Raw genomic sequence first — 19,341 nt, forward strand, 5'->3', positions numbered from 1 at the left:
GGTTTGGGGGTGGGGCAGGGGGACAGCTTTAGGTGCTGCCCTAGAGAGTCTTTTTGCCCCGGGGGTGTGCTTGGTGGGATCGAGCGATCGCCCCCGTTTGAGCACTAATAAATTAGAGGGATTGACTTTGACCAGCTTAGGTTTATGGGCAAAAAATTCACGCCCATATTGGAAAAGCCACCACAAAAGCAAGTGGAGCAAACAAGAGAGGAGCAGGGAAATATAAAAATTGCGATCAGAACGCCTACTCATCAAAGTCTCTTCCAAGACTCTAGGTGTGATGCGCCCCCTTCTAGGCATAGGGGTCCTTGAGCCTAGAATGGCGGATATGTTGTTTGGCTTCTTCCATGAGTTCTTCTTTCAGTTGGGCGGAATCTTTTTTGGGGGAGAGATCAAGGCTGATTTTATCCAAGATCAAGCTTTGGTTGGAATTGAGCAAGATCAAATAAAGTTGGTTGCGCACCTCAATGGTAACCAGCTTGTGCGTGGCATCGAGGGGCTTGATGAAAGTTACGCTAGGCTCTAAGCCCACTTTGGGGAAGAGGAATTTTTGGGTGCTCTTGCGTTTGAGAATCCACAAGAGTAAGAGCAACCCTCCAATGACCGCACAGACCTTCCATGCATAATCTAAAATGAGGGCTTCTGGGTTTGGCGTGGATTCTTTGGGGGGGCTACTGGGTGTGGGGGGGGTGCTTAGGGTTTGGGTTTTGAGTGCGGGGATGAGGGGGACAAATTCCAGACGCAAATACTTTTTATCGATGGAGAGTTTGGCTTTAACATCAAATAAAATCGCCCCTTTGGGGACAACCAACAAGGTATTATCTTGGGGATAGACATTGAGGCTTTTGAGCACACTGGTGCTAAATTGTTCTAATTTGGGGGCAAAGGGGGCGATATTTTGGATCGTGATGGTTTGCAAGGCTGAGATTTGGGGGGTTTGCAAAAGGGGTTTAGCAAAGAGCAAATCTAGGGCGACCCCGGGGGTGCTCAGATCGGGCATTGGGGAGACCTTGATATGCTCGACTTGGTTGAGCTCTTGGGCGCAAACAAACACACAGCCTAGCAAATAGATTAAAAACCACCGACCCAACTTCGCCATGCCCTTAAACTTACATGTCCTTAGCGATGTAATAGACAATGGCATTAGAGTCTAAAACTTCATTGAGGCGAATCGCCAAGTTTTTTTCATAGACCATCACCTCGCCCTTGCCAATCACGCGCCCATTAACGAAGGTATCCACGCTCTCCCCAGCAGGTTTTTGCAAGTCAATCACCGATCCACGCTCAAAACGCAAGACCTCGCCTAGCGGAATCAAAGTTGCGCCCAATTCTGCCATAAAAGTAACTTCCATATCCAACAAGCCCTTATAATCGTTGATGAGCTCTTCTAGGTAGGTGGTGAGCTCCAATTCTCTAGGGTTGAGGGTGGGTTGTTTTTTGATTTTGGGATTAATGGGGGTTAGGGTGGCTAGAGTAGGGTTAGATTGGATACTCACACCCTGCGTGTCGCGATTATTTTGGTTATCCATGTCTGTTACCTTACTTCTTTAGGGTCTTGGTGCAAAAAAGATGCATGGTGGCTATCATTATACTCAATTTTGGTTGATTTCTTGTTTAGCGGGGTTTAAAATTAGAGGGGCTCAAGCAAAAGGCGCGCAGAAAACATGTGCCACACTGGGGCTTGATCGCCTTGCAGGTGTAACGCCCAAATAAAATCAAGGCATGGTGCAATGCGCCTAAGTCCTGTTTGAAAAGCGCGCTCAAATCTTTTTCGGTTTGGGTCGCACTTTTAGCTTGGCTTAAGCCTAAGCGATGGGTTACCCGAAAAACATGGGTATCTACGGCTAGGTAATTTTGCCCAAATACCACCGATAAAACCACATTGGCGCTCTTTTGCCCCACACCTGCCAAGCGCATTAGTTCTTGCTGGGTGCTAGGGATTTGCCCGTTAAAATCTTGCATGACCTGCCCAGCCATTTTGATGAGGTGCTTGGCTTTGTTGTTAGGATAGGAGATGCTTTTAATGAGGGCTAAAACTTCTGCAAATTGCGCATTGGCTAGGGCTTGGATACTTGGGTAAGCTGCAAAGAGGGCGGGGGTGGTGGCATTCACGCGCGCATCGGTGCATTGGGCGGACAAAATCACGGCGACCAAGAGTTCATAAGGGTTGTTGTAGCATAACTCGGTGCTAGGCTCTGGAAAATGCGCTAGCAAGAGTTCTTTAATGATCTGGGCTTTCATAGGGGTTTAACCAAAATGCATTTAGCCTCATGGGCTCTTAGGGCAATCTGGGCGCGCCCCAGAGCAATACTCAAAGTGGCTTTTTGCAAGGAGTGGTGCAACAATACAAATTGCGCCCCAGCCACAATCCCAAAGGATAAAAAGCGGTTTTTCAATGCGTCATCGCACCCTTCAATCTTAAGGATTGTGTAGCTCTGATTCTTCTGGCAATCTAGGAGAGTCATTATTTTTAAGTCCTTTCTTAATTTCTTCAATGATGATGTCTATAGGTGTAAAAATGCGGCGTAAAATCCTAAAGGGGGCTTGGGCAATGTCTTTGGCTAGGGTGATCTTGGCGGTGGGGTTGTCTAAGCTCCCCCTTAAATGCACATGGGTGGAGATTTTGCCATCCCCACCCAAGATCAAGTAATTCACAATGGGGATTTTATTGATGATATTAGAAAAAGCCTTGATCGTTGAGACATTGAGAACTGCATCGATTTTACGGGTCTTCAAATTGACAATCCCACTCCCATCGACATCTAATGTTGCGCCGGTGAGCTGGACTTTTTCAATCCCAATAAAATCATCATTGCCCCCAAAGACCACTTTCCCCTTTAAAATCTCATAGCCATTCACGCCCAAACGCGGGTTTCTAAAGGCGATGAGAGAGGGGATGGTGTTGATCACATTGATCACATTTTGCAAGACCTTAAAGTTTTTGATAGCGGTATTTTGGAGTGTTAATTGCCCGTTAAATGCATTGTCTTGGTAGGTTCCACTCAGCGTGTAAAGCCCACCTTCTATGAGACTTTTATTGGTGATTCCTTGCAAAGCCATATTAATATAATCCCCACTAAAATTGCTCGCTTTCAGGTGCAAATTCCCACGCACAATATCCAAATTCACCATGGCACGATCATACATGGCATCGGCTTTCACACGCCCATCTCTAGCCACCATGCGGATATTCTCAAAAGTAAAGGGGAGGGTTTTAAAGGTGAGCATAGCGTTGGTGGCGTTAATAATAGTGGTGTCTGGGGTGATTTGGTGGCGTTTTTCATAGCGTTGTTTGGCGCGGATAAAAATCTCTTCATTTTTGGCTTGTTCTGGGGTGGGCTGGGGGTGCTCTTGGGGGGCGAGGAGTTCTTTAATGGCGGGCATTTTAGAGTCCAAAAACGCATCTAGGTTAAAATCAATGTTCTTTAAAAAAATGATGCGCTCCCCCCCTTGAATTTTGACCATAATGGAGCCATCCAAACTAAAGATTTCTGCCATATCCCCTTGTATCGTGCCTAAAAACGCAAAGGAAGAGAGCCTACGGCCATCGCGGCGATAAAGGGGGAGATCAATGCCTAAATTGCTGGAGACAAAATTAAAACTCTTAAAATCTTGGGTGCTGATTTGCACCGCCCCTTGAGATACAGCAAAATAGCGTAACAAGGGCGAGATGGGGGCGATCTTGGAGAGGTCTCTGATTTGCAAGACATAGGTTTTTTGCGCTATTTGCGCCTCTATTTGGAGTTGCTGGCTTTTGATTTTCAAGGTGTCAGGCTTGGAAAAGTCCAAGCTAAAGCTTAGGGTGGGGAGGTTTTTGGGCGTGGCATAGATCACATCTTGGCTAAAGCTTTCTTGGTTTTGGCTTTGGATTTGCTCCAAAATCTTTTTTTCAAAAGCCTTAGAGCGTGTGCCTTTGGCAATCAAGGCACCAAGACCATTAAGGTCTAGGGGGTGTTGGGGGATTTGTGCGGGCATGGAGCGGCTAGGATCAAAAGGTCTTGTGTTGATGGTGTTATTGGTGTTGAATTGGAGTTTGTGGATTTTGGCTTGGCTACTTAGGCGTTTGTGCGTGAAATCAAGCATGAGATTGGCATTCACATCGGCGATATTGAGGTAACGGGTGTGTTGGGTTTGGATATACAGGCGGTGCAAGTCAGGTTGGATGTCTAGGGCAATTTGGGTATTTTGGCTAAAAAGCGGGACATTGTAGAGCAAAAAAGAGCCTTTTTGCACCTGGATATTCCCTTGCATAGATAAGAGCGCATGGGCTTGGTGCCTGAATTGCACATCTAAGAGCAGATCCGCGCTGATCTGGGATTGGAGATTTTGGATGGGCAGTGGGATGTCATAGCCCTTGAGCAGGTTTTTAACGCGTTTGTAGGCAATATTGGGGGCGATTTTGATGTGTGCGATCAGTTTTTGGTTTTTCTCCAAGTGATCGATTTGCAACCGTGAGCCCTCTAAAGCCATCCCATCATAAAAGATACGCTTGGGTTCCATGTAGAGGTTTTTATCCTTCAGTTCTAACCAAACCTCTTTGGAGAGAATGGGGGGCAAGAGGGGGTTAAAGCGCACGCGCGCTTCTTTAACCAATGCCCTAACACGCAGGCGTTCCAAAATAGAGGGCAAGGTGTGCTTGGTCTTTAGATTAAAACCAATGTGTGCCTCTTTGATCTGCAGGCTGGAGAATTTAACGCGATCAAATAGCCAAGTGCGTGTGGCTTTGAATTTGTGGGGGATGTAGGGTTTTAAAAAATCCAAGTGGTGGAACTCATTGGTGCTAAGAGAGAGGCTTAAGTTTTTAAAATCTGTCTGCCCCCTAATGGAGGTGATGAGATTGGAGGTGCGCAAGTTCATCCGTGAGATGTCCAGCATGGGCAAGGCGCGCAAGTGGAAGTCTAATTTATTGGATTTGGCATGGTAGAACACATCCCCACTAGCATGGATACGGTAGGGGATCACATGTAATTTGAGGATTTTTAAATGCAGATCGCCTTGATCTTGTAAGAGCATGCGGCTCTCCACCCAGCCGGGCAGAGAAATGGCAAAATTTGTCCCATCAAAGTGCACATGGGTTTTAATTTTGGGGGTAAAAACAATCTGCCCAATCTCAATCTTTTTAAAATACCCCAGCCCAACAATGGCGGATCGGATTCCTTGCACAATTTGGTTAATGGGCGGGGGTTTTTTATGCGGGTGGGGCTTGAGCAGAGCGGATATATCCAAGCTGCCCAGTTCTAGCAAGACTTTATTATCCAGTTTTAGATACAATCGTTCTATCCTAACTTTGCCAAACTGAATAGAGGGAATGCGGATTCCATTTCGTAACATAATATATAAGATCAATACGGGCACCATGAGCAGACCCAAAACAACAGCAAGACTGGATGTTCTTTTGATGGTGGCTTTAAGCATGGTGCTTTCGTTGGTCTTTTATCTTAGTATACCGATAAAATCTTACCAAGCTATTTATGTTCCAAGTGGTCCCCTCCAAAGGCTCACCCACGAGGGGCTGGGTTTAAACCGCCTTGATGTGTTCATTTTACGCACGATGAGCGCTTTGGGCGTGTGGAAAAGACCCAAAAGCGGTTATATTTTCATCCCCACCAACAATCAAGGCTACACCAGCAAGGGTGATTTCTTGTATGCCCTAAGCCTCTCTAAAGCCTTTTACCAAAACGCCACCCTCATTCCGGGCGAGACTCTCTATTTTTTCTTGCAAAAACTAGCCCAAACTTTTCATCTAAAAGTCTCAGACTTGCAAAAAGCCTATGAAATCCATGCGCCCTACAAAGAAGCGGGCATTGTGCCAGACACCTACCGCTTTGCTGTGGGCGTGAGTGCGGATAAACTCATAGAACACCTCATCAAGCATGCCTCCAATTATTACCAAAATTTGAGCCACAAACTCTTAGGGCACTACGATCCCAAGCAATGGGAAAAAACGCTCATCATCGCCTCCATTATCCAAAAAGAGGCGGCTAACACCCAAGAAATGCCCTTGATTGCCGGGGTGATCTTTAATCGTTTGCACAAAAATATGCCCTTGCAGATGGATGGGAGTTTGAATTATGGCAAGTATTCCCACACCAAAGTTACCCGTGAGCGCATTTTAGAGGATACCAGTTCGTATAACACCTACAAGCACAAGGGACTACCCAAAGACCCGGTAGGGAGTGTGGGCGAGCCAGCCATTAAAGCCGCCCTCTTCCCAGCCAAGACCAAATACCTCTATTTTGTCAAAAATAAAGCCGGCGTGCATGTCTTTAGCCAGCACTACAGAGATCATGTTAGAAATATCCACTTGAGCAATCCATAACACAAAAGAAGTGTGCCAACCCTTGCCATTTGAAACGATCCTAACTTTTATAAATGTACTCATGCGTGAGGGGGATGGTGTTATCCACGCTGTGTGTGAGCAATAGCTGGTAGAGATCCACGCTCCCCACGCGGAAGGCTGAGGCACAGCTATTGAGATAGAGCGACCACATGCGGATAAAGCGTTGGTCATACATTTGGGCGATCTTGTCTTGGTTGTCTAAAAAGTTTTGGTGCCAAATGTCTAGGGTTTTGGCATAGTGCAAACGCAGGCTTTCAGCTAGCACCAAGTGGAAATCACTTTCGCTCATAATGGAGATCACCTCACGCAAAGAGGGTAAATAACCACCCGGGAAGATGTATTTATCAATCCAAGCATTGGTCGTGCCCTCAAAGCAACACAAGATCGAGTGCAGTAAGAACATCCCACCCACTTTTAACACTTCCTTGACTTTTTTGAAGTAAAAGGGCAGGTTAGCTTTACCCACATGCTCAAACATCCCCACGCTCACCACTTTATCAAAGCGGTAATGCATGCCATCCAAATCTTGGTAATTTAATAGCTTAATGGTAACCCGATCCTCTAGCCCCATATCTTTAACCCGCTTGCTAGCGGCTTTAAACTGCTCTTGGGAAATGGTGATACCCAACACATCCACATGGTATTCTTGAGCGGCTCTAATAGAGAGATAACCCCAACCACAGCCAATGTCTAAGAGTTTTTCGCCCTGTTTGAGGTCTAATTTTTTGAGCGTGTGATCGAGCTTTTGGAGCTGGGCTTGGTGCAAAGTGTCCTCTTCTGTTTTAAAATAGGCACACGAGTAGCTCAAGGTTTCATCTAGCCAAATGGAATAAAAATCATTGCCTAGATCGTAATGGCTTTCGATGTTAGCGCTCTCCTTAGTGCTTTGCTGGATGGGCATGGCGTTGTCGTGCTTGTGGAGGTGTTCATAATTGGTTTGCAAATAGAGCACGCGTGCGACCTCATCCATCGAGCCCTCAATGTCAATAATCTTATCCATATACGCCTCAGCGATGGTCAAAGACATGTCTTTTTTAATGTCGCTGAGTTTGAGGGGGCGGTTGATTTTGATGGTGAATTTGGGGGTCTTAGTCCCGTTTTGATAGACCTCTTTATCCCAAAAAATCACCCGATAATCCCCATTTTTCCATTTTTTGAACATGGACTTTAAAAATATCTTTGATAACATAGCCATCCTATTGCTTTTATGTTATTATATCAATTTAGGCTTTAAAGGCAGTGCGATGAACAACCCAAAAAAAATGCTGGTTTCTACACCCATTTATTATGTCAATGATGTCCCCCATTTAGGGCATGCTTACACCACTTTTATAGCAGATATGCTCAAAAAATACCACGCCTTGCGGGGCAAAGATGTTTTTTTACTCACAGGCACCGATGAGCACGGGCAAAAGATCGCTTTGAGTGCGGCCAAACACCAGCAAAGCCCCCTAGAATACGCCTCCACAATCAGCCAAGCCTTTAGGGATCAGTGGGATTATTTTAACATTGATTATAATCATTTTATCCGCACCACCGATCTAGCCCACCAACAAGCCGTGCAAAAAGCCTTTGAGACCATGCACGCCAAAGGGGATATTTACAAGGGCACATATCAGGGTTCTTATTGCGTGAGCTGTGAGAGTTTTGTAGCCAGCCATGCGCTCTGCCCAGATTGTGGCAAAGAAACCACTATCTTAGAAGAAGAGAGTTATTTTTTTAGGCTGAGTCATTACCAAGAACGCTTGTTAGATTTTTACAAGCAACACCCTAAGGCGATCTTACCCCTCTTTAGGCGTAATGAAGTGGTGCGTTTCATCGAACAAGGCTTGCACGATCTCTCCATCACACGCACTAGCTTTGAGTGGGGGATCAAATTACCCGCCAGCTTGCACGATCCTAAACATGTCGTGTATGTGTGGCTAGATGCCTTGCTTAACTATGTGAGCGCACTAGGCTATGCCAGCACCGATACAAGCAAAATGGCGTATTTTAACCACGCTATCCATGTCGTGGGCAAGGATATTTTACGCTTCCATGCGATCTATTGGCCTGCCTTTTTGATGAGCTTAGAGCTCCCTTTGTTTAAACACCTTTGTGTGCATGGGTGGTGGACCATTGAGGGGGTCAAGATGAGTAAGAGCATTGGGAATGTGCTGTGTGCCCAGCAAGAGGCACAAAAATACGGGAAGGAGAACTTACGCTACTTTTTATTGCGTGAAGTCCCCTTAGGTCAAGATGGGGATTTTTCTAGCCTTGCCTTGATCCGCCGCTGCAATGCGGACTTAAGCAACACCTTAGGTAATTTAGTCCAACGCCTAAGCGGCATGGCGATCCAATATTTTAATGGGGAGCTAGCCAGCATGGAGGTCTTTACCCACTACGCCCAGCCCTACGCCCACGCCCAAGCCCTCTTAGAGTCCTTAGATACCAGCATGCTAGAGATGCAACCCCACAAATACCTAGAGGACTTGTGGAAGGTCTTTGAGGGGGCTAATGTCTTGATCGCCAAAGAAGAGCCATGGAATCTCATTAAAACTAATAAAGAAAAAACCATGTCTTTACTGGTTTTGATCGCCACCCTCCTAGCTAAGGGCGCTTTTTATCTCTACCCTATCATGCCCGCCAGTGCCCAAAAGCTAGCCACCCTCCTAGGGCTTAGCCTAGATTTGCCAAACCTCAAAGCGTGTATGCAAAAAGATTATGTCCTCTCCTCTTTAACACTCATTAAAAGCCCGCCCCTTTTCCCCAAATTAGAACTCCCCAAAGAGCCCCCAGCCACCCCAGCAGTGGCTACGCCACCCCCAAGCAAACTCTTAAAAATTGGGGATTTTTCCAAACTTGAAATCAAGGTGGGCACCATTATCCAAGCTAGGCGCGTGCCTAAGAGTGATAAGCTGTTGCAATTAGAAGTGGATTTTGGGGATCGCACCCGCTTGATTTTGTCAGGCATTGCCAAGCATTATCAACCTGATGATCTCATTGACAAACAAGTTTGTGCCCTTGTGAATTTAGAGCCTAGAAAGATGATGGGCATGCTCAGTGAGGGGATGATTTTAAGTGCTAGTGATGCTGGCAAGCTCAAACTCATCGCCCCCTTAGAACCCATGCCCAATGGGAGCACCATTAGTTAGTGGATGTCCATGAAGTGGTGGCAATCACTCGGGGGGTTTTAAAGAGTCGCCCTTATGTCTCTAAATTCACCCACACCACGCATAGGGCTAGCCAAGTTAAGCATGGGAGCTTGTTTGTCGCCCTAGACCCCCAACAAATCGATTTAGCCTTGAGTTTAGGGGCTTATGGAATCCTATACGATCAAGAAGTGCCTATCAGCGATAGTGAGGTGGCATGGATTTATGTCCCTAATTTAGACATGGCAGTTGAGAAATTGCTGTATTACAAACTTTTAGAGGCCCCAGCAATTTTTGGGGTTTGCGTGGTGGAATTTGCCATTTTGCAGAAAATCGCCCCCGAGGGGCTGTTATTCTTTGAGGGCTCAAAACTGGATTTATTGGACTTTGACCTATCTACCCCCTGTGTGATCTGGCAAGACACCCTGCCATCCCACTTATTCAAGCCTAAAGACATCCCCTCAGAACCCATGCTCTTTGAAATCTTGCTTCCTGAGCTCTTTTCTATGTCTATTTGCTACCAACACAAACGCTACGATCTCAAACTCTCTAGTTTTTACGCACCCCAGTTGGCTAAAGCCTTGCATATTTGCACGCTTGCAGGTGTTATAGCCCATTTGGATCGCCTAGGGGTTTTAAATTTTATGCAACCCCATTACACCAACCCCCAATTAGAGCCCTGCACTTTTGGGCAAAGCACGCAAATTTTAATCCTAGAAAAACAAAGCCAATCTTTGCTCCAAATGGCACGCTACGCCCACCAAATCACCCCATGGCAACAAATCCAAATTTTCACCCCCAACCCCCTACCAGCCCCCCATGTGCTTTATAGCGATCTGGCGCATTTGCGCCAAATTTTGCAAACAACTCCCTACACGCTGGGCTTTATTGGGGGGGATTTTGAAATCCAGCAGATTTTAAAGCCCAAAAAATCCCCTAAAGGCTTGTTTGATGGGCTGTGAATACCAAATCTTAGAGGGGCTGTGTATCCAAGTGGATCGCACCCACAACCTAGATCACCTGCACGCCCAAGCGTGGGCACTGCGTCCATGGCGTAAAGGTCCCTTTTATCTGCAACAAGGCGCGCAGGGCTTTTGCATTGAGAGCGAGTGGCAAAGTTTTATGAAGTGGGATTTGATTAAAGATAGCGTGTCTTTGAGCGGTTTAGATGTCGCTGATGTGGGGTGCAATAATGGCTACTATCTCTTTTGCATGGACAAACAAAAACCCAAAAGCCTCGTAGGCTTTGATCCCAGCACACTTTATAAGGCACAATTTGATTATATCAATGCCCTGCTGCAATGTCCGATTGTCTATGAAAATTTGGGTATTGAGGATTTACGCACCTATGCTAGGCGTTTTGATGTGATTTTTTGTTTGGGTGTGCTTTACCACCGCAAAGACCCCTTAAGCGCGCTCAAAGCCTTACACATGGGCTTAAAAAAGGGGGGGGTGCTGATCTTAGATACCCTGCTTTATGATAGCCCTCTAGAGGTTGCCCTCTGCCCCAAAAGTTATGCCAAAATGAGCAATGTTTATTTTATCCCCAGCATAAAAGCCTTACAAAATTGGGCAGAGCGAGCCGGATTTGCCGATCTACGGTTATTGACCACCAAAACCACCACCACCCAAGAGCAACGCCGAACGCCTTGGATTACGGGTTTGAGTTTGGGGGACTTTTTAGACCCTAGCGATCCTAGTCGGAGCATTGAGGGCTATGCTGCACCTTGTCGTGGGTATTTTATCTTACACAAATAAAGGAGTTCTATGGCAGATCCACAAATGATTGAAGAGGGTTTGTTGGTTTGCACCAAGCTCGATCAAAGCCTGTGTGCGGAATTGGTGTCTTTTGGTGCCAATAAAGCCACCGTGTGTTTTACCCCCAAAGAGTTCATGCTCTGTGAAGAAGATGTGGTGCATGCCGGTTTTGTGGTGAGTGCGGCTAGTTTTGCCGCCCTGTGCGCTTTAAATAAAAAAAATAGCTTGATTTCTTCGATGAAAATTAGTCTGTTAGCCCCCATTGAGGTCAATCAAGAGATTTATTTTAACGCCACCACAACCCATGCCAGCACCAAAAAATCATCGGTCAAGGTGGAGGGGGAATTTATGGAGATTAAAGTTTTTGAGGGGGACTTTGAGATTTTGATCTTTGAAAAACGCCCGTTTAAATTCAACTTCAAGGAGGACCAATGAAGATCGCATTAGTGGTGGATAGTTTTGAGGACAAGAGCAATGGGACCTCCATGACCGCCTACCGCTTTTACAAGGCTCTTAAGGCGCGTGGGCACCATGTCCATGTGGTGGCTCCCTTTGTGAGTGGGGAGGGCTTTTATCCTGTCCCTGAGAGGCATATCCCGCTAGTAACCTCCATTGCGCACAAACAACACATGATCTTTGGCAAGCCTGATCGCTCCATCTTAAGAAAAGCCTTTGAGGGCATGGACATTGTGCATGTGTTCTTGCCCTTCAAGCTGGAACGCATAGCCATTCAGGTCGCCCAAGAGATGCAAATCCCCTATGTGGGGGCGTTCCACCTCCAACCCGAGCACATCACCTACAACATTGGTTTAGAAAAACTGGGCTGGTTAAACCACGCGATCTTTTGGTATTTCAAGGCGCGTTATTACAGACATATCCAGCATATCCATTGCCCTTCACCCTTGATTAAGGCTGAGCTAGAGAGGCATGGCTATGGGGGTAAAAAATATGTGATCTCCAATGGATTTGATCCCCTCTTTAGCCCTAGAGAGAACCCCATTAAAAGCGATGAACTCTATCATATTATCATGGTGGGGCGTTATTCCCCCGAGAAAAACCAAAGCGTGTTGATCGATGCGGTGCGTTTGAGCGCACATGCGGATAAAATTAAGTTGCATTTAAAGGGCATTGGGCCTAATTTAGCCAAGTTGCAAAAACACGCACAAGCTCTAGCCCACCCGGTAGATTTTGGCTTTATTGAGCCTGCTGGCTTAAAAGATTTGCTTTATGGCTGTGATTTGTATGTCCATGCCGCTGATGTGGAGGGCGAGGCGATTGCGTGTTTAGAGGCGATGAGCTGTGGGATTGTGCCTATTATTTCTGATAGCAAGATCAGCGCGACCAACCAATTTGCCCTAGATGATCGCTCCTTGTTTAAATCCAATAACGCCCAAGACTTGGCGGCTAAGATTGATTATTGGATCGAGCACCCTACAGAGCACATGGAGGCTGAAAAACGCTATGCCTTGAGTGCCCAAAACTACACCTTAGATCAATCCATCCAAAAAGCCCTAAGCATGTATGAAGAGGCGATCGAGGACTTTAAACACCTATATTCATTGCCGCATAATATCAATGCCCTTAGGGGGGATGAACTCAAACAACGCGCTGTTTAAGGGGACATTGGCGCGCGCTTGGGTGAAGGTGATACGCACTTGGTGATCGAGCTTGTCTTTAAAGTCAATTTGGGCGGGCAAACCATCTTTGAGGGTGAGATAATAGGTTGTTCCCTCCACTTTGGCTTTGTAACGCCCGTCTTTTTGCAATTTGGCTTTTTTGAGAATTGCAAAGAAATCTAGGGCTTTGCTTAACTTGGTGATGGTGGCTTGCAAGAGTTTAGGCTCATAGATCACCACCTGCTTGCCCTGCATATACACCTCTTTAGGGCTGGGCTTGTCATAGACCCACTTAGCAAAATAGGGGGTTTTGGCAAAAATTTGCCCTTCATAGCTAGGATTAAGCGGGGCGGGCACTTGGCTATCTAGCACCACCTGCTTAAAATGCGCGCTGAAACTCTCAAATTGCAGGACCTGTGCCCCCATAAAACCCCACCAACAACACCACACCAACAACCAACGCATGCTTGCCCTTTTATTTAGAATTTTACAAAATTTTGTTAAAATCCGCACTTATGCAATACAAAAGACTTCGCTTCCTTTTGCTCTTAGGGGATAAACATGATTAAAGCCATGATAGGTAAGATTATTGGCACCAGAAACCAACGGGAAATCAAACGCTACCAAAAACGCGTGGGGCTTATCAATGCGTTAGAAAAGGAATATGAGGGGTTAGACGATTCGCAACTCCAAGCCCGCTTTGAAGAATTGCGTACTCAAGTGCAAGGTGGGGAAAAGAGCTTAGATGAGGTTTTGATCTCTAGTTTTGCGATCACGAGGGAGGCTTCTAAGCGGATTTTGGGCATGCGCCATTTTGATGTGCAACTCATTGGGGGGATGGTCTTGCATGAGGGCAAGATCGCTGAGATGAAAACCGGGGAGGGCAAAACTTTGGTGGCGACTTTGGCGGTAGCCTTAAATGCGTTGGGGGGGCGGAGTGTGCATGTGGTTACGGTCAATGATTATCTCGCCCAAAGGGACGCAGCGCAAATGCAACCGCTGTATAACTTCTTGGGTTATAGCGTGGGGGTGGTTACTGCTGGGCTGTATGACACCGATCGCCTAGAGGTCTATGCTAATAATGTCGTCTATGGCACGAATAATGAATTCGGGTTTGATTATTTGCGCGATAACATGAAATACTCCCTTGAGCAAAAGGCGCAAAAAGAACATGCCTTTGCGATCATCGATGAGGTGGATTCGATTTTAATCGATGAAGCCCGCACGCCCTTAATCATCTCTGGACCGGTCAATAAACGCATGGAGAATTACGAACGCGCGGACATGGTGGCTAAAAACTTGGAGGTGCAGAATGATTTCACCATTGATGAAAAAAACCGCGTGATTTTGATCACTGAGGAGGGCATTAAAAAGGCTGAAAAGCTCTTTGGGGTGGATAATCTTTATAGCCTAGAAAATGCCATTCTCTCCCACCACTTAGATCAAGCCCTCAAGGCGCATTATTTATTTGCCAAAGATAAGGACTATGTGGTCGCTAACGGGGAAGTGGTGATCGTGGATGAATTTACGGGGCGTTTGAGCGAAGGGAGGCGTTTTAGCGAGGGCTTGCACCAAGCCCTAGAGGCTAAGGAAAAAGTGGGGATCAAAGAGGAGAGCCAAACCCTAGCGGACATCACTTTTCAAAATTATTTTAGGCTTTATGACAAACTAGCGGGGATGACGGGCACTGCCCAAACTGAGGCGACCGAGTTTTTAGAGATTTATAACCTAGAGGTGATCTCCATCCCCACGAATATCCCCATCCAACGCAAAGACTTAAACGATCTCATTTACAAGAGTGAGAAAGAAAAATTTGATGCGGTTTTGGAAAAAATCAAAGAGCTTTATGCTAAGGGGCAACCCGTGTTGGTGGGCACTGCTAGTATCCAAAAAAGCGAGTTATTGCATGCCTTATTGCAAAAAGAGCGTATCCCCCACACGGTGCTAAATGCCAAACAGCACACCAAAGAGGCGGAGATCATCAAAGATGCGGGCTTGAAAGGGGCGGTTACGATTGCAACCAACATGGCAGGTAGGGGCGTGGATATTAAATTGACCGATGAGATCAAGGCATTAGGCGGGCTGTATATCATTGGCACCGAGCGCCATGAAAGTCGGCGGATTGATAACCAGCTTAGAGGGCGTAGCGGACGGCAAGGGGACCCGGGGGTGAGCCAATTTTATTTGAGCCTTGAGGATGGTTTGTTGCGCATTTTTGGGAGCGATCGCATTAAGGGGGTGATGGAGAAATTGGGCTTAAAAGATGGGGAATACATCGAATCCAAGCTGGTTACCCGCTCGGTAGAAAACGCCCAAAAGAAAGTGGAAGCCTTGCACTTTGAGAGCCGTAAGCACTTGTTAGAATATGACGATGTGGCTAATGAGCAACGCAAGAGTGTTTATAAGTTTAGAAACGAGCTTTTAGATGAGAGTTATGACATCAGCGCGCGCATTGAGGAAAACCGCCAATATGCCGTGATGAAAATTTTAGAAGCGCACCAAAGTTTTAAAGACCAAGACTTCCAAAAAGAGGATTTGGAAAACATCACCCACGCGCTCAAAGAGGAGTTCAACGCACAGGTGGGTTTTGAGGGTTTGGAGGATTATAGCCCTAGTGGGGTGGAGGCTTTTGTTTTAGACGCGCTGATCGCACAATACCAGCAAAAAATGCAGGGCATTGTGGATCGCGACAAAATCGAACGGGTGGTGTATTTGCAAATCTTGGATAATGCTTGGCGGGAGCACCTCTACACAATGGATAATCTCAAAACCGGCATTGGGCTTAGGGGGTATAACCAAAAAGACCCCTTAGTGGAGTATAAAAAAGAGAGTTATAACCTCTTTTTAGAGCTCATCGATTCGATCAAACTAGAGGCGATCAAGACTTTCCACAAACTCGAATTGAGCCCCAATACGGAGGAAACCCAGCGATTCTTAGATGATCTAGGGGACAACCAAGAGGAAATGAGCTTTAACGACCAAGATATTGAGTTGGGTTTGAGTAACTGGGAGTTCGAACAAGAAAAGCCTAAGAGTGTGCCCAGAAATGCCCCTTGTTATTGTGGGAGTGGGAAAAAATACAAGCACTGCCATGCTAAAAGCGGACCCAAAAAAGGAATCTTTGCCAAAAATAACAAGCCTGACTGATGCCCTCTGTGTCTTTAGTGGCGTTTTTGGTGCGCCGTTATCTGCGTTTTGATAAAAACCAGCCCTTTATTAGTATCACAGCTATTTTAGCCTTTTTGGGCGTGGGGGTGGGCGTGATGGTGTTGATTGTGGCGATGGCGATCATGAATGGCATGAATGCCGAGTTTGAAAAAAAACTCTTTGTGATGAATTACCCCCTCACCCTCTATTCCACAAGCTACTATGGCATTGAAAAACACACAATCCAAGCCCTAGAGCAAAAATTCCCCCATTTGCGTTTTAGCCCCTATTTGCAAGCCCAAGTGGTGGCGCGTTATAATGGCATGGTGAGCGGGGGCATGCTCTTTGGAGTGGAGTTAGACAAAGAAATCCCGATCAATAATATTTTAAAAGAAGGTTTAGGGGGGGCTGATCTCAAGGAAGTGGAGAAAAATCCTTTTTATGTGGTGGTGGGGAAGGGCTTGGTGGATAATTTGTTGCTAGGGCATGCCAAAAAATTAGAATTGTTTTTCACTAAGCTAGAACCCACTGGCTTTGTGCTCTCACCAACCATGAAGCGTTTTGATGTGGTGGGGTCCTTTTCTTCAGGCTTGAGAGCCTATGATAGCAGTTATCTTTACACCAATATTGAGGCTTTACGCGCAATTAGAGGACTGCCCCCCGGGATTTATGATGGCGTGCATGTGTATTCCAAAGATGCCATGCATGATATGCCACGCATTAAGGAGGCTTTAAAATCTATCCCTAATCATGGCGTGGATATTGAAGGCTGGTGGCAACAAAATGGCAACTTTTTTTCAGCCATGGCGTTAGAAAAACGCGCACTATTTATCGTGTTGATGTTGATTATTTTGATGGCTTCTTTAAATATTGTCAGCTCACTTTTAATGGTGGTGATGCACCGCCGCAAGGAGATTGCGTTGTTGCTCTCATTGGGGACCACCACAACTGAAATTAAAAAAACTTTCTTTTATTTGGGGAGTGTGATTGGGGGCGGGGGGATTGTCTTAGGCGTTTTGCTCGCCTTTTTACTCATGGCGATTCTCTCTAGTTTCCCCATTATCTCTTTGCCCGCTGATGTCTATGGCATGGATAAATTGCCCTTAGATTTGTCCGTGGGCGATTTTTTAGGCACGCTGATTGGGGCGTTAATCATCGTGGCTCTCTCCTCTTATTATCCAGCACACAAGGCAGCCAGTGTCCATGCGTTGGGCGTTTTGCGTAATGAATGAACTTTTTAGACACTTTTAAGTTACTTTTAGGTAGAATTGAGCGGTCTTTTAGTGTAAGCTAAAGATTAATATTGGCGTGGAGAGAGATTTGAAAAATATTTATGTGGGTAATTTGGTTTATAGCGCAACCAACAAAGAGGTTGAGGATTTGTTTAGCCAGTTTGGAGCCGTGAGCTCTGTTAAACTCATCCAAGATCGCGAAACCAAAAGACCTAAAGGGTTTGGGTTTGTGGAAATGGAAGATGAAGGGGCACTAAAAGCCATTAGTAGCCTTGATAATACCGATTTTATGGGGAGGACCATTCGGGTAACCGAGGCTAACCCTAGGAAGTAGGTTTAAAAGCCGCCTTGAGTTGTCTTTGGTGGTGGTAGGATAGGGCGTAGCGGTGCGCTTCGTCCCTAAGCCTTTGTAAAAATTGCAGATTTGCATCTGTAGAGTCTAGATGCAAAGTTTGTTGATCGGTGTAGAGGGTGTCTGGCACATCGCCTTGAGAGCGTTGGGTCCTGCCCTTGATCTTTGCTTTAGCAATTCCCACAGCCACAACCCCCCAGCCTACTTGGCTCAAAACCCGTTTAGCTAATTGCACTTGTGCTTTCCCCCCATCTATTAGCCATAAATCTGGCATTTTTGGCTTGTTGCTTTTAACACGCCGTTCTAACATTTCTTGCATTTGGGCATATTCCTCTTGGGCTTTGAGCGCATAACGACGATAGGCATTTTTCACCCACTCCCCCCGATCAAAGACCACCATGCCCCCCACACAATGGCTTTGAGCATGGTGGCTGACATCAAAGATTTCAATGCGGTAAGGCACTTTGGAAAGACCCAAGAGATTTTGTAAGCCTAAAGCATTTTGCTCGGCGGGCATTTGGCTACGCTCCAAGAGGGCTTGGATTTTTTGGTAACGCTCCTTATAAATGATCGCCTGTTCAAATCTTTCTTGCAGGGCTAAAGTTTGCATGCGTTGCTTAATAAGACGCAAGAGCTGGGATTTATCCTCTAAGAGTTTGAGGGCTTGTTTGACAAATCCTCCGTATTCTTGCGGGCTAATCTTGCCCTCACAGGGGGCACAACAACGCTTCATCTCATAAAACACGCATGCCCGCTTGCCCCTCAAACAAACCGGGCTTTGCACTAAGGGCAAAAACTCCAACACGCTTTCTAAAAGTTCCTTAGCCCCACTGCTAAAAGGACCAAAACAAAGCATTTCAGGCGGGATTTTACGCTTGAGTGCCAAAGTCGGGTAAGGGGCGTGTAAATCAATGCAGACATAAGGGTAAGTTTTGTCATCTTTAAGCAAGATATTATATTTGGGCTGGTGTTTTTTGATTAGGGCATTTTCTAGCAAAAGGGCTTCCTCTTCGCTGGTTGTGGTGTGGTATTGGATTGCGTGGATTTGGCTAATCATTTGCCTAATACGCACCCCCACTTTGGGGTTAGGCAAAACCTGATCGCCCACAATTTTAAAATAACTCCAAATGCGTTTTTTGAGATTTTTAGCCTTACCCACATACAAAACCCGTGCTTGGGAATCCAAATACAAATAAACCCCACTTTGCGTGGGGAGATTTTGCAGTTCAAGAGCGTCCATGTTCTTTTTGGATATAGGTGCGGATGTTTTCAAAAATCTCCCTCAATTTAGGGTCTTTAGCGTGGTTGGTAAAATCCCCTTTAGCTTGTTCGTTATAGTAAAGCGGAGGGGGTTTGGGTTTCTCTAAAGAACGTGCAATCACAGCGGGCATGTAGTCTTGCACCTCTAAATGCGGGGGCAATGCGATATCCAATCTTTTCACCTCCCGCAAGAGGGTTTTATTAAATTCTAAGCGGTGCATTCTAAAGTAGTTCTGTGCGCTGGGGTGGTTAAAAACAAGCAAAAGTTTAGAATTTTTGATTAGAATGCAACGCAACCCTGTACGCACTTCTAAGGGCAAAAACAAGCGGAGTTTATCCAGTTCAAGGCGTGTTTTGAGTTCTTGGAGATAGGGAATTTGCAAGATAGAAGCGAGGATCTCTTGAGAGTTTTTCATGGCTTGATTTTAGCATGTTTATTGGGGGGTTGTGGCTATAAAGCCCCCCCTTTTTATAAGAGTGCAAAACCCCAACCCCCCAGCCACCA

General features: G+C 46.0%; 18 protein-coding genes and 1 pseudogene. 9 read left to right on the forward strand and 10 right to left on the reverse strand.

Annotated elements, in window-relative coordinates; all coding sequences use genetic code 11:
• From C5684_RS07160 to C5684_RS07185, 6 genes and pseudogenes are all read right to left on the reverse strand, one after another.
• Positions 1–300: pseudogene (locus C5684_RS07160) on the reverse strand (siderophore-mediated iron transporter); the annotation flags it as partial.
• Positions 293–1,099 (reverse strand): hypothetical protein, encoded by an 807-nt coding sequence (locus C5684_RS07165; RefSeq protein WP_233708700.1) that lies wholly within the window; start codon positions 1,097–1,099, stop codon positions 293–295. The pseudogene C5684_RS07160 and the gene C5684_RS07165, both read right to left, overlap by 8 nt.
• A gap of 10 nt (positions 1,100–1,109) precedes the next feature.
• On the reverse strand, positions 1,110–1,529 hold the full coding sequence (gene fliN, locus C5684_RS07170) for a flagellar motor switch protein FliN (protein ID WP_006017947.1): 420 nt from the start codon (positions 1,527–1,529) through the stop codon (positions 1,110–1,112).
• Between the two features lie 85 nt (positions 1,530–1,614).
• Positions 1,615–2,241: an endonuclease III gene (gene nth, locus C5684_RS07175; protein WP_104628452.1), complete on the reverse strand. Its 627-nt coding sequence runs from the start codon at positions 2,239–2,241 to the stop codon at positions 1,615–1,617.
• Entirely contained in the window at positions 2,238–2,465 is a 228-nt protein-coding gene (locus C5684_RS07180; protein WP_104639878.1) for a FeoA family protein, read from the reverse strand. The genes nth and C5684_RS07180 overlap by 4 nt, the downstream gene beginning before the upstream one ends.
• On the reverse strand, positions 2,419–5,271 hold the full coding sequence (locus tag C5684_RS07185) for a YhdP family protein (protein ID WP_104639879.1): 2,853 nt from the start codon (positions 5,269–5,271) through the stop codon (positions 2,419–2,421). Before C5684_RS07185 ends, C5684_RS07180 begins: the two co-directional genes overlap by 47 nt.
• A 127-nt stretch (positions 5,272–5,398) precedes the next feature.
• Here C5684_RS07185 and mltG point away from each other — a divergent pair, with 127 nt between their 5' ends.
• Complete coding sequence (mltG, locus tag C5684_RS07190) at positions 5,399–6,319, forward strand: endolytic transglycosylase MltG (protein WP_104639885.1); 921 nt, start codon at positions 5,399–5,401, stop codon at positions 6,317–6,319.
• A 40-nt stretch (positions 6,320–6,359) separates the two neighbouring features.
• On the opposite strand, the gene C5684_RS07195 is transcribed toward mltG, so the two are convergent.
• Positions 6,360–7,529 carry a class I SAM-dependent methyltransferase gene (locus C5684_RS07195; protein ID WP_104639880.1) on the reverse strand — a complete coding sequence of 390 codons (1,170 nt, stop codon included), beginning with the start codon at positions 7,527–7,529 and terminating at the stop codon, positions 6,360–6,362.
• A gap of 55 nt (positions 7,530–7,584) precedes the next feature.
• On the opposite strand from C5684_RS07195, the gene metG reads away from it, so the two are divergent.
• Genes metG through C5684_RS07220 form a run of 5 tightly spaced genes read left to right on the forward strand, consistent with a single transcriptional unit; the run spans position 7,585 to position 12,845 of the window.
• Positions 7,585–9,474 carry a methionine--tRNA ligase gene (gene metG / locus C5684_RS07200; RefSeq protein WP_104639881.1) on the forward strand — a complete coding sequence of 630 codons (1,890 nt, stop codon included), beginning with the start codon at positions 7,585–7,587 and terminating at the stop codon, positions 9,472–9,474.
• On the forward strand, positions 9,474–10,433 hold the full coding sequence (locus C5684_RS07205) for a hypothetical protein (RefSeq protein WP_013890988.1): 960 nt from the start codon (positions 9,474–9,476) through the stop codon (positions 10,431–10,433). Before metG ends, C5684_RS07205 begins: the two co-directional genes overlap by 1 nt.
• A complete protein-coding gene (gene cmoB, locus C5684_RS07210; RefSeq protein ID WP_013890989.1) occupies positions 10,423–11,229 on the forward strand; it encodes a tRNA 5-methoxyuridine(34)/uridine 5-oxyacetic acid(34) synthase CmoB in 807 nt (268 codons plus the stop codon). The genes C5684_RS07205 and cmoB overlap by 11 nt, the downstream gene beginning before the upstream one ends.
• Before the next feature lie 9 nt (positions 11,230–11,238).
• A complete protein-coding gene (locus C5684_RS07215) occupies positions 11,239–11,664 on the forward strand; it encodes a PaaI family thioesterase (protein ID WP_013890990.1) in 426 nt (141 codons plus the stop codon).
• Positions 11,661–12,845, forward strand: a complete 1,185-nt coding sequence (locus C5684_RS07220) for a glycosyltransferase (RefSeq protein WP_013890991.1) — start codon at positions 11,661–11,663, stop codon at positions 12,843–12,845. Before C5684_RS07215 ends, C5684_RS07220 begins: the two co-directional genes overlap by 4 nt.
• Here C5684_RS07220 and lolA read toward each other — a convergent pair.
• A complete protein-coding gene (gene lolA, locus C5684_RS07225; protein WP_041602861.1) occupies positions 12,786–13,310 on the reverse strand; it encodes a LolA-like outer membrane lipoprotein chaperone in 525 nt (174 codons plus the stop codon). The genes C5684_RS07220 and lolA overlap by 60 nt on opposite strands.
• A 96-nt stretch (positions 13,311–13,406) precedes the next feature.
• Between lolA and secA the strand changes: the two genes are divergently transcribed.
• The 3 genes from secA to C5684_RS07240 all read left to right on the forward strand — a co-directional run bounded on the left by secA (position 13,407) and on the right by C5684_RS07240 (position 17,558).
• Positions 13,407–15,992, forward strand: coding sequence for a preprotein translocase subunit SecA (gene secA / locus C5684_RS07230; RefSeq protein ID WP_104639882.1), 2,586 nt, complete (start codon positions 13,407–13,409; stop codon positions 15,990–15,992).
• Positions 15,992–17,224, forward strand: coding sequence for an ABC transporter permease (locus C5684_RS07235; RefSeq protein ID WP_013890994.1), 1,233 nt, complete (start codon positions 15,992–15,994; stop codon positions 17,222–17,224). Before secA ends, C5684_RS07235 begins: the two co-directional genes overlap by 1 nt.
• 88 nt (positions 17,225–17,312) lie before the next feature.
• Positions 17,313–17,558, forward strand: coding sequence for an RNA recognition motif domain-containing protein (locus C5684_RS07240; protein ID WP_034582558.1), 246 nt, complete (start codon positions 17,313–17,315; stop codon positions 17,556–17,558).
• On the opposite strand, the gene C5684_RS07245 is transcribed toward C5684_RS07240, so the two are convergent.
• Together C5684_RS07245 and C5684_RS07250 are read right to left on the reverse strand one after the other, a co-directional pair.
• Positions 17,548–18,849 carry a GIY-YIG nuclease family protein gene (locus C5684_RS07245; protein ID WP_233708701.1) on the reverse strand — a complete coding sequence of 434 codons (1,302 nt, stop codon included), beginning with the start codon at positions 18,847–18,849 and terminating at the stop codon, positions 17,548–17,550. The two genes, C5684_RS07240 and C5684_RS07245, sit on opposite strands and share 11 nt — an antisense overlap.
• On the reverse strand, positions 18,803–19,252 hold the full coding sequence (locus C5684_RS07250) for a hypothetical protein (protein WP_006017974.1): 450 nt from the start codon (positions 19,250–19,252) through the stop codon (positions 18,803–18,805). Before C5684_RS07250 ends, C5684_RS07245 begins: the two co-directional genes overlap by 47 nt.
• Positions 19,253–19,341: the final 89 nt, after the last annotated feature.

Source organism: Helicobacter bizzozeronii, from assembly GCF_900196775.1.
Taxonomy (GTDB): domain Bacteria; phylum Campylobacterota; class Campylobacteria; order Campylobacterales; family Helicobacteraceae; genus Helicobacter; species Helicobacter bizzozeronii.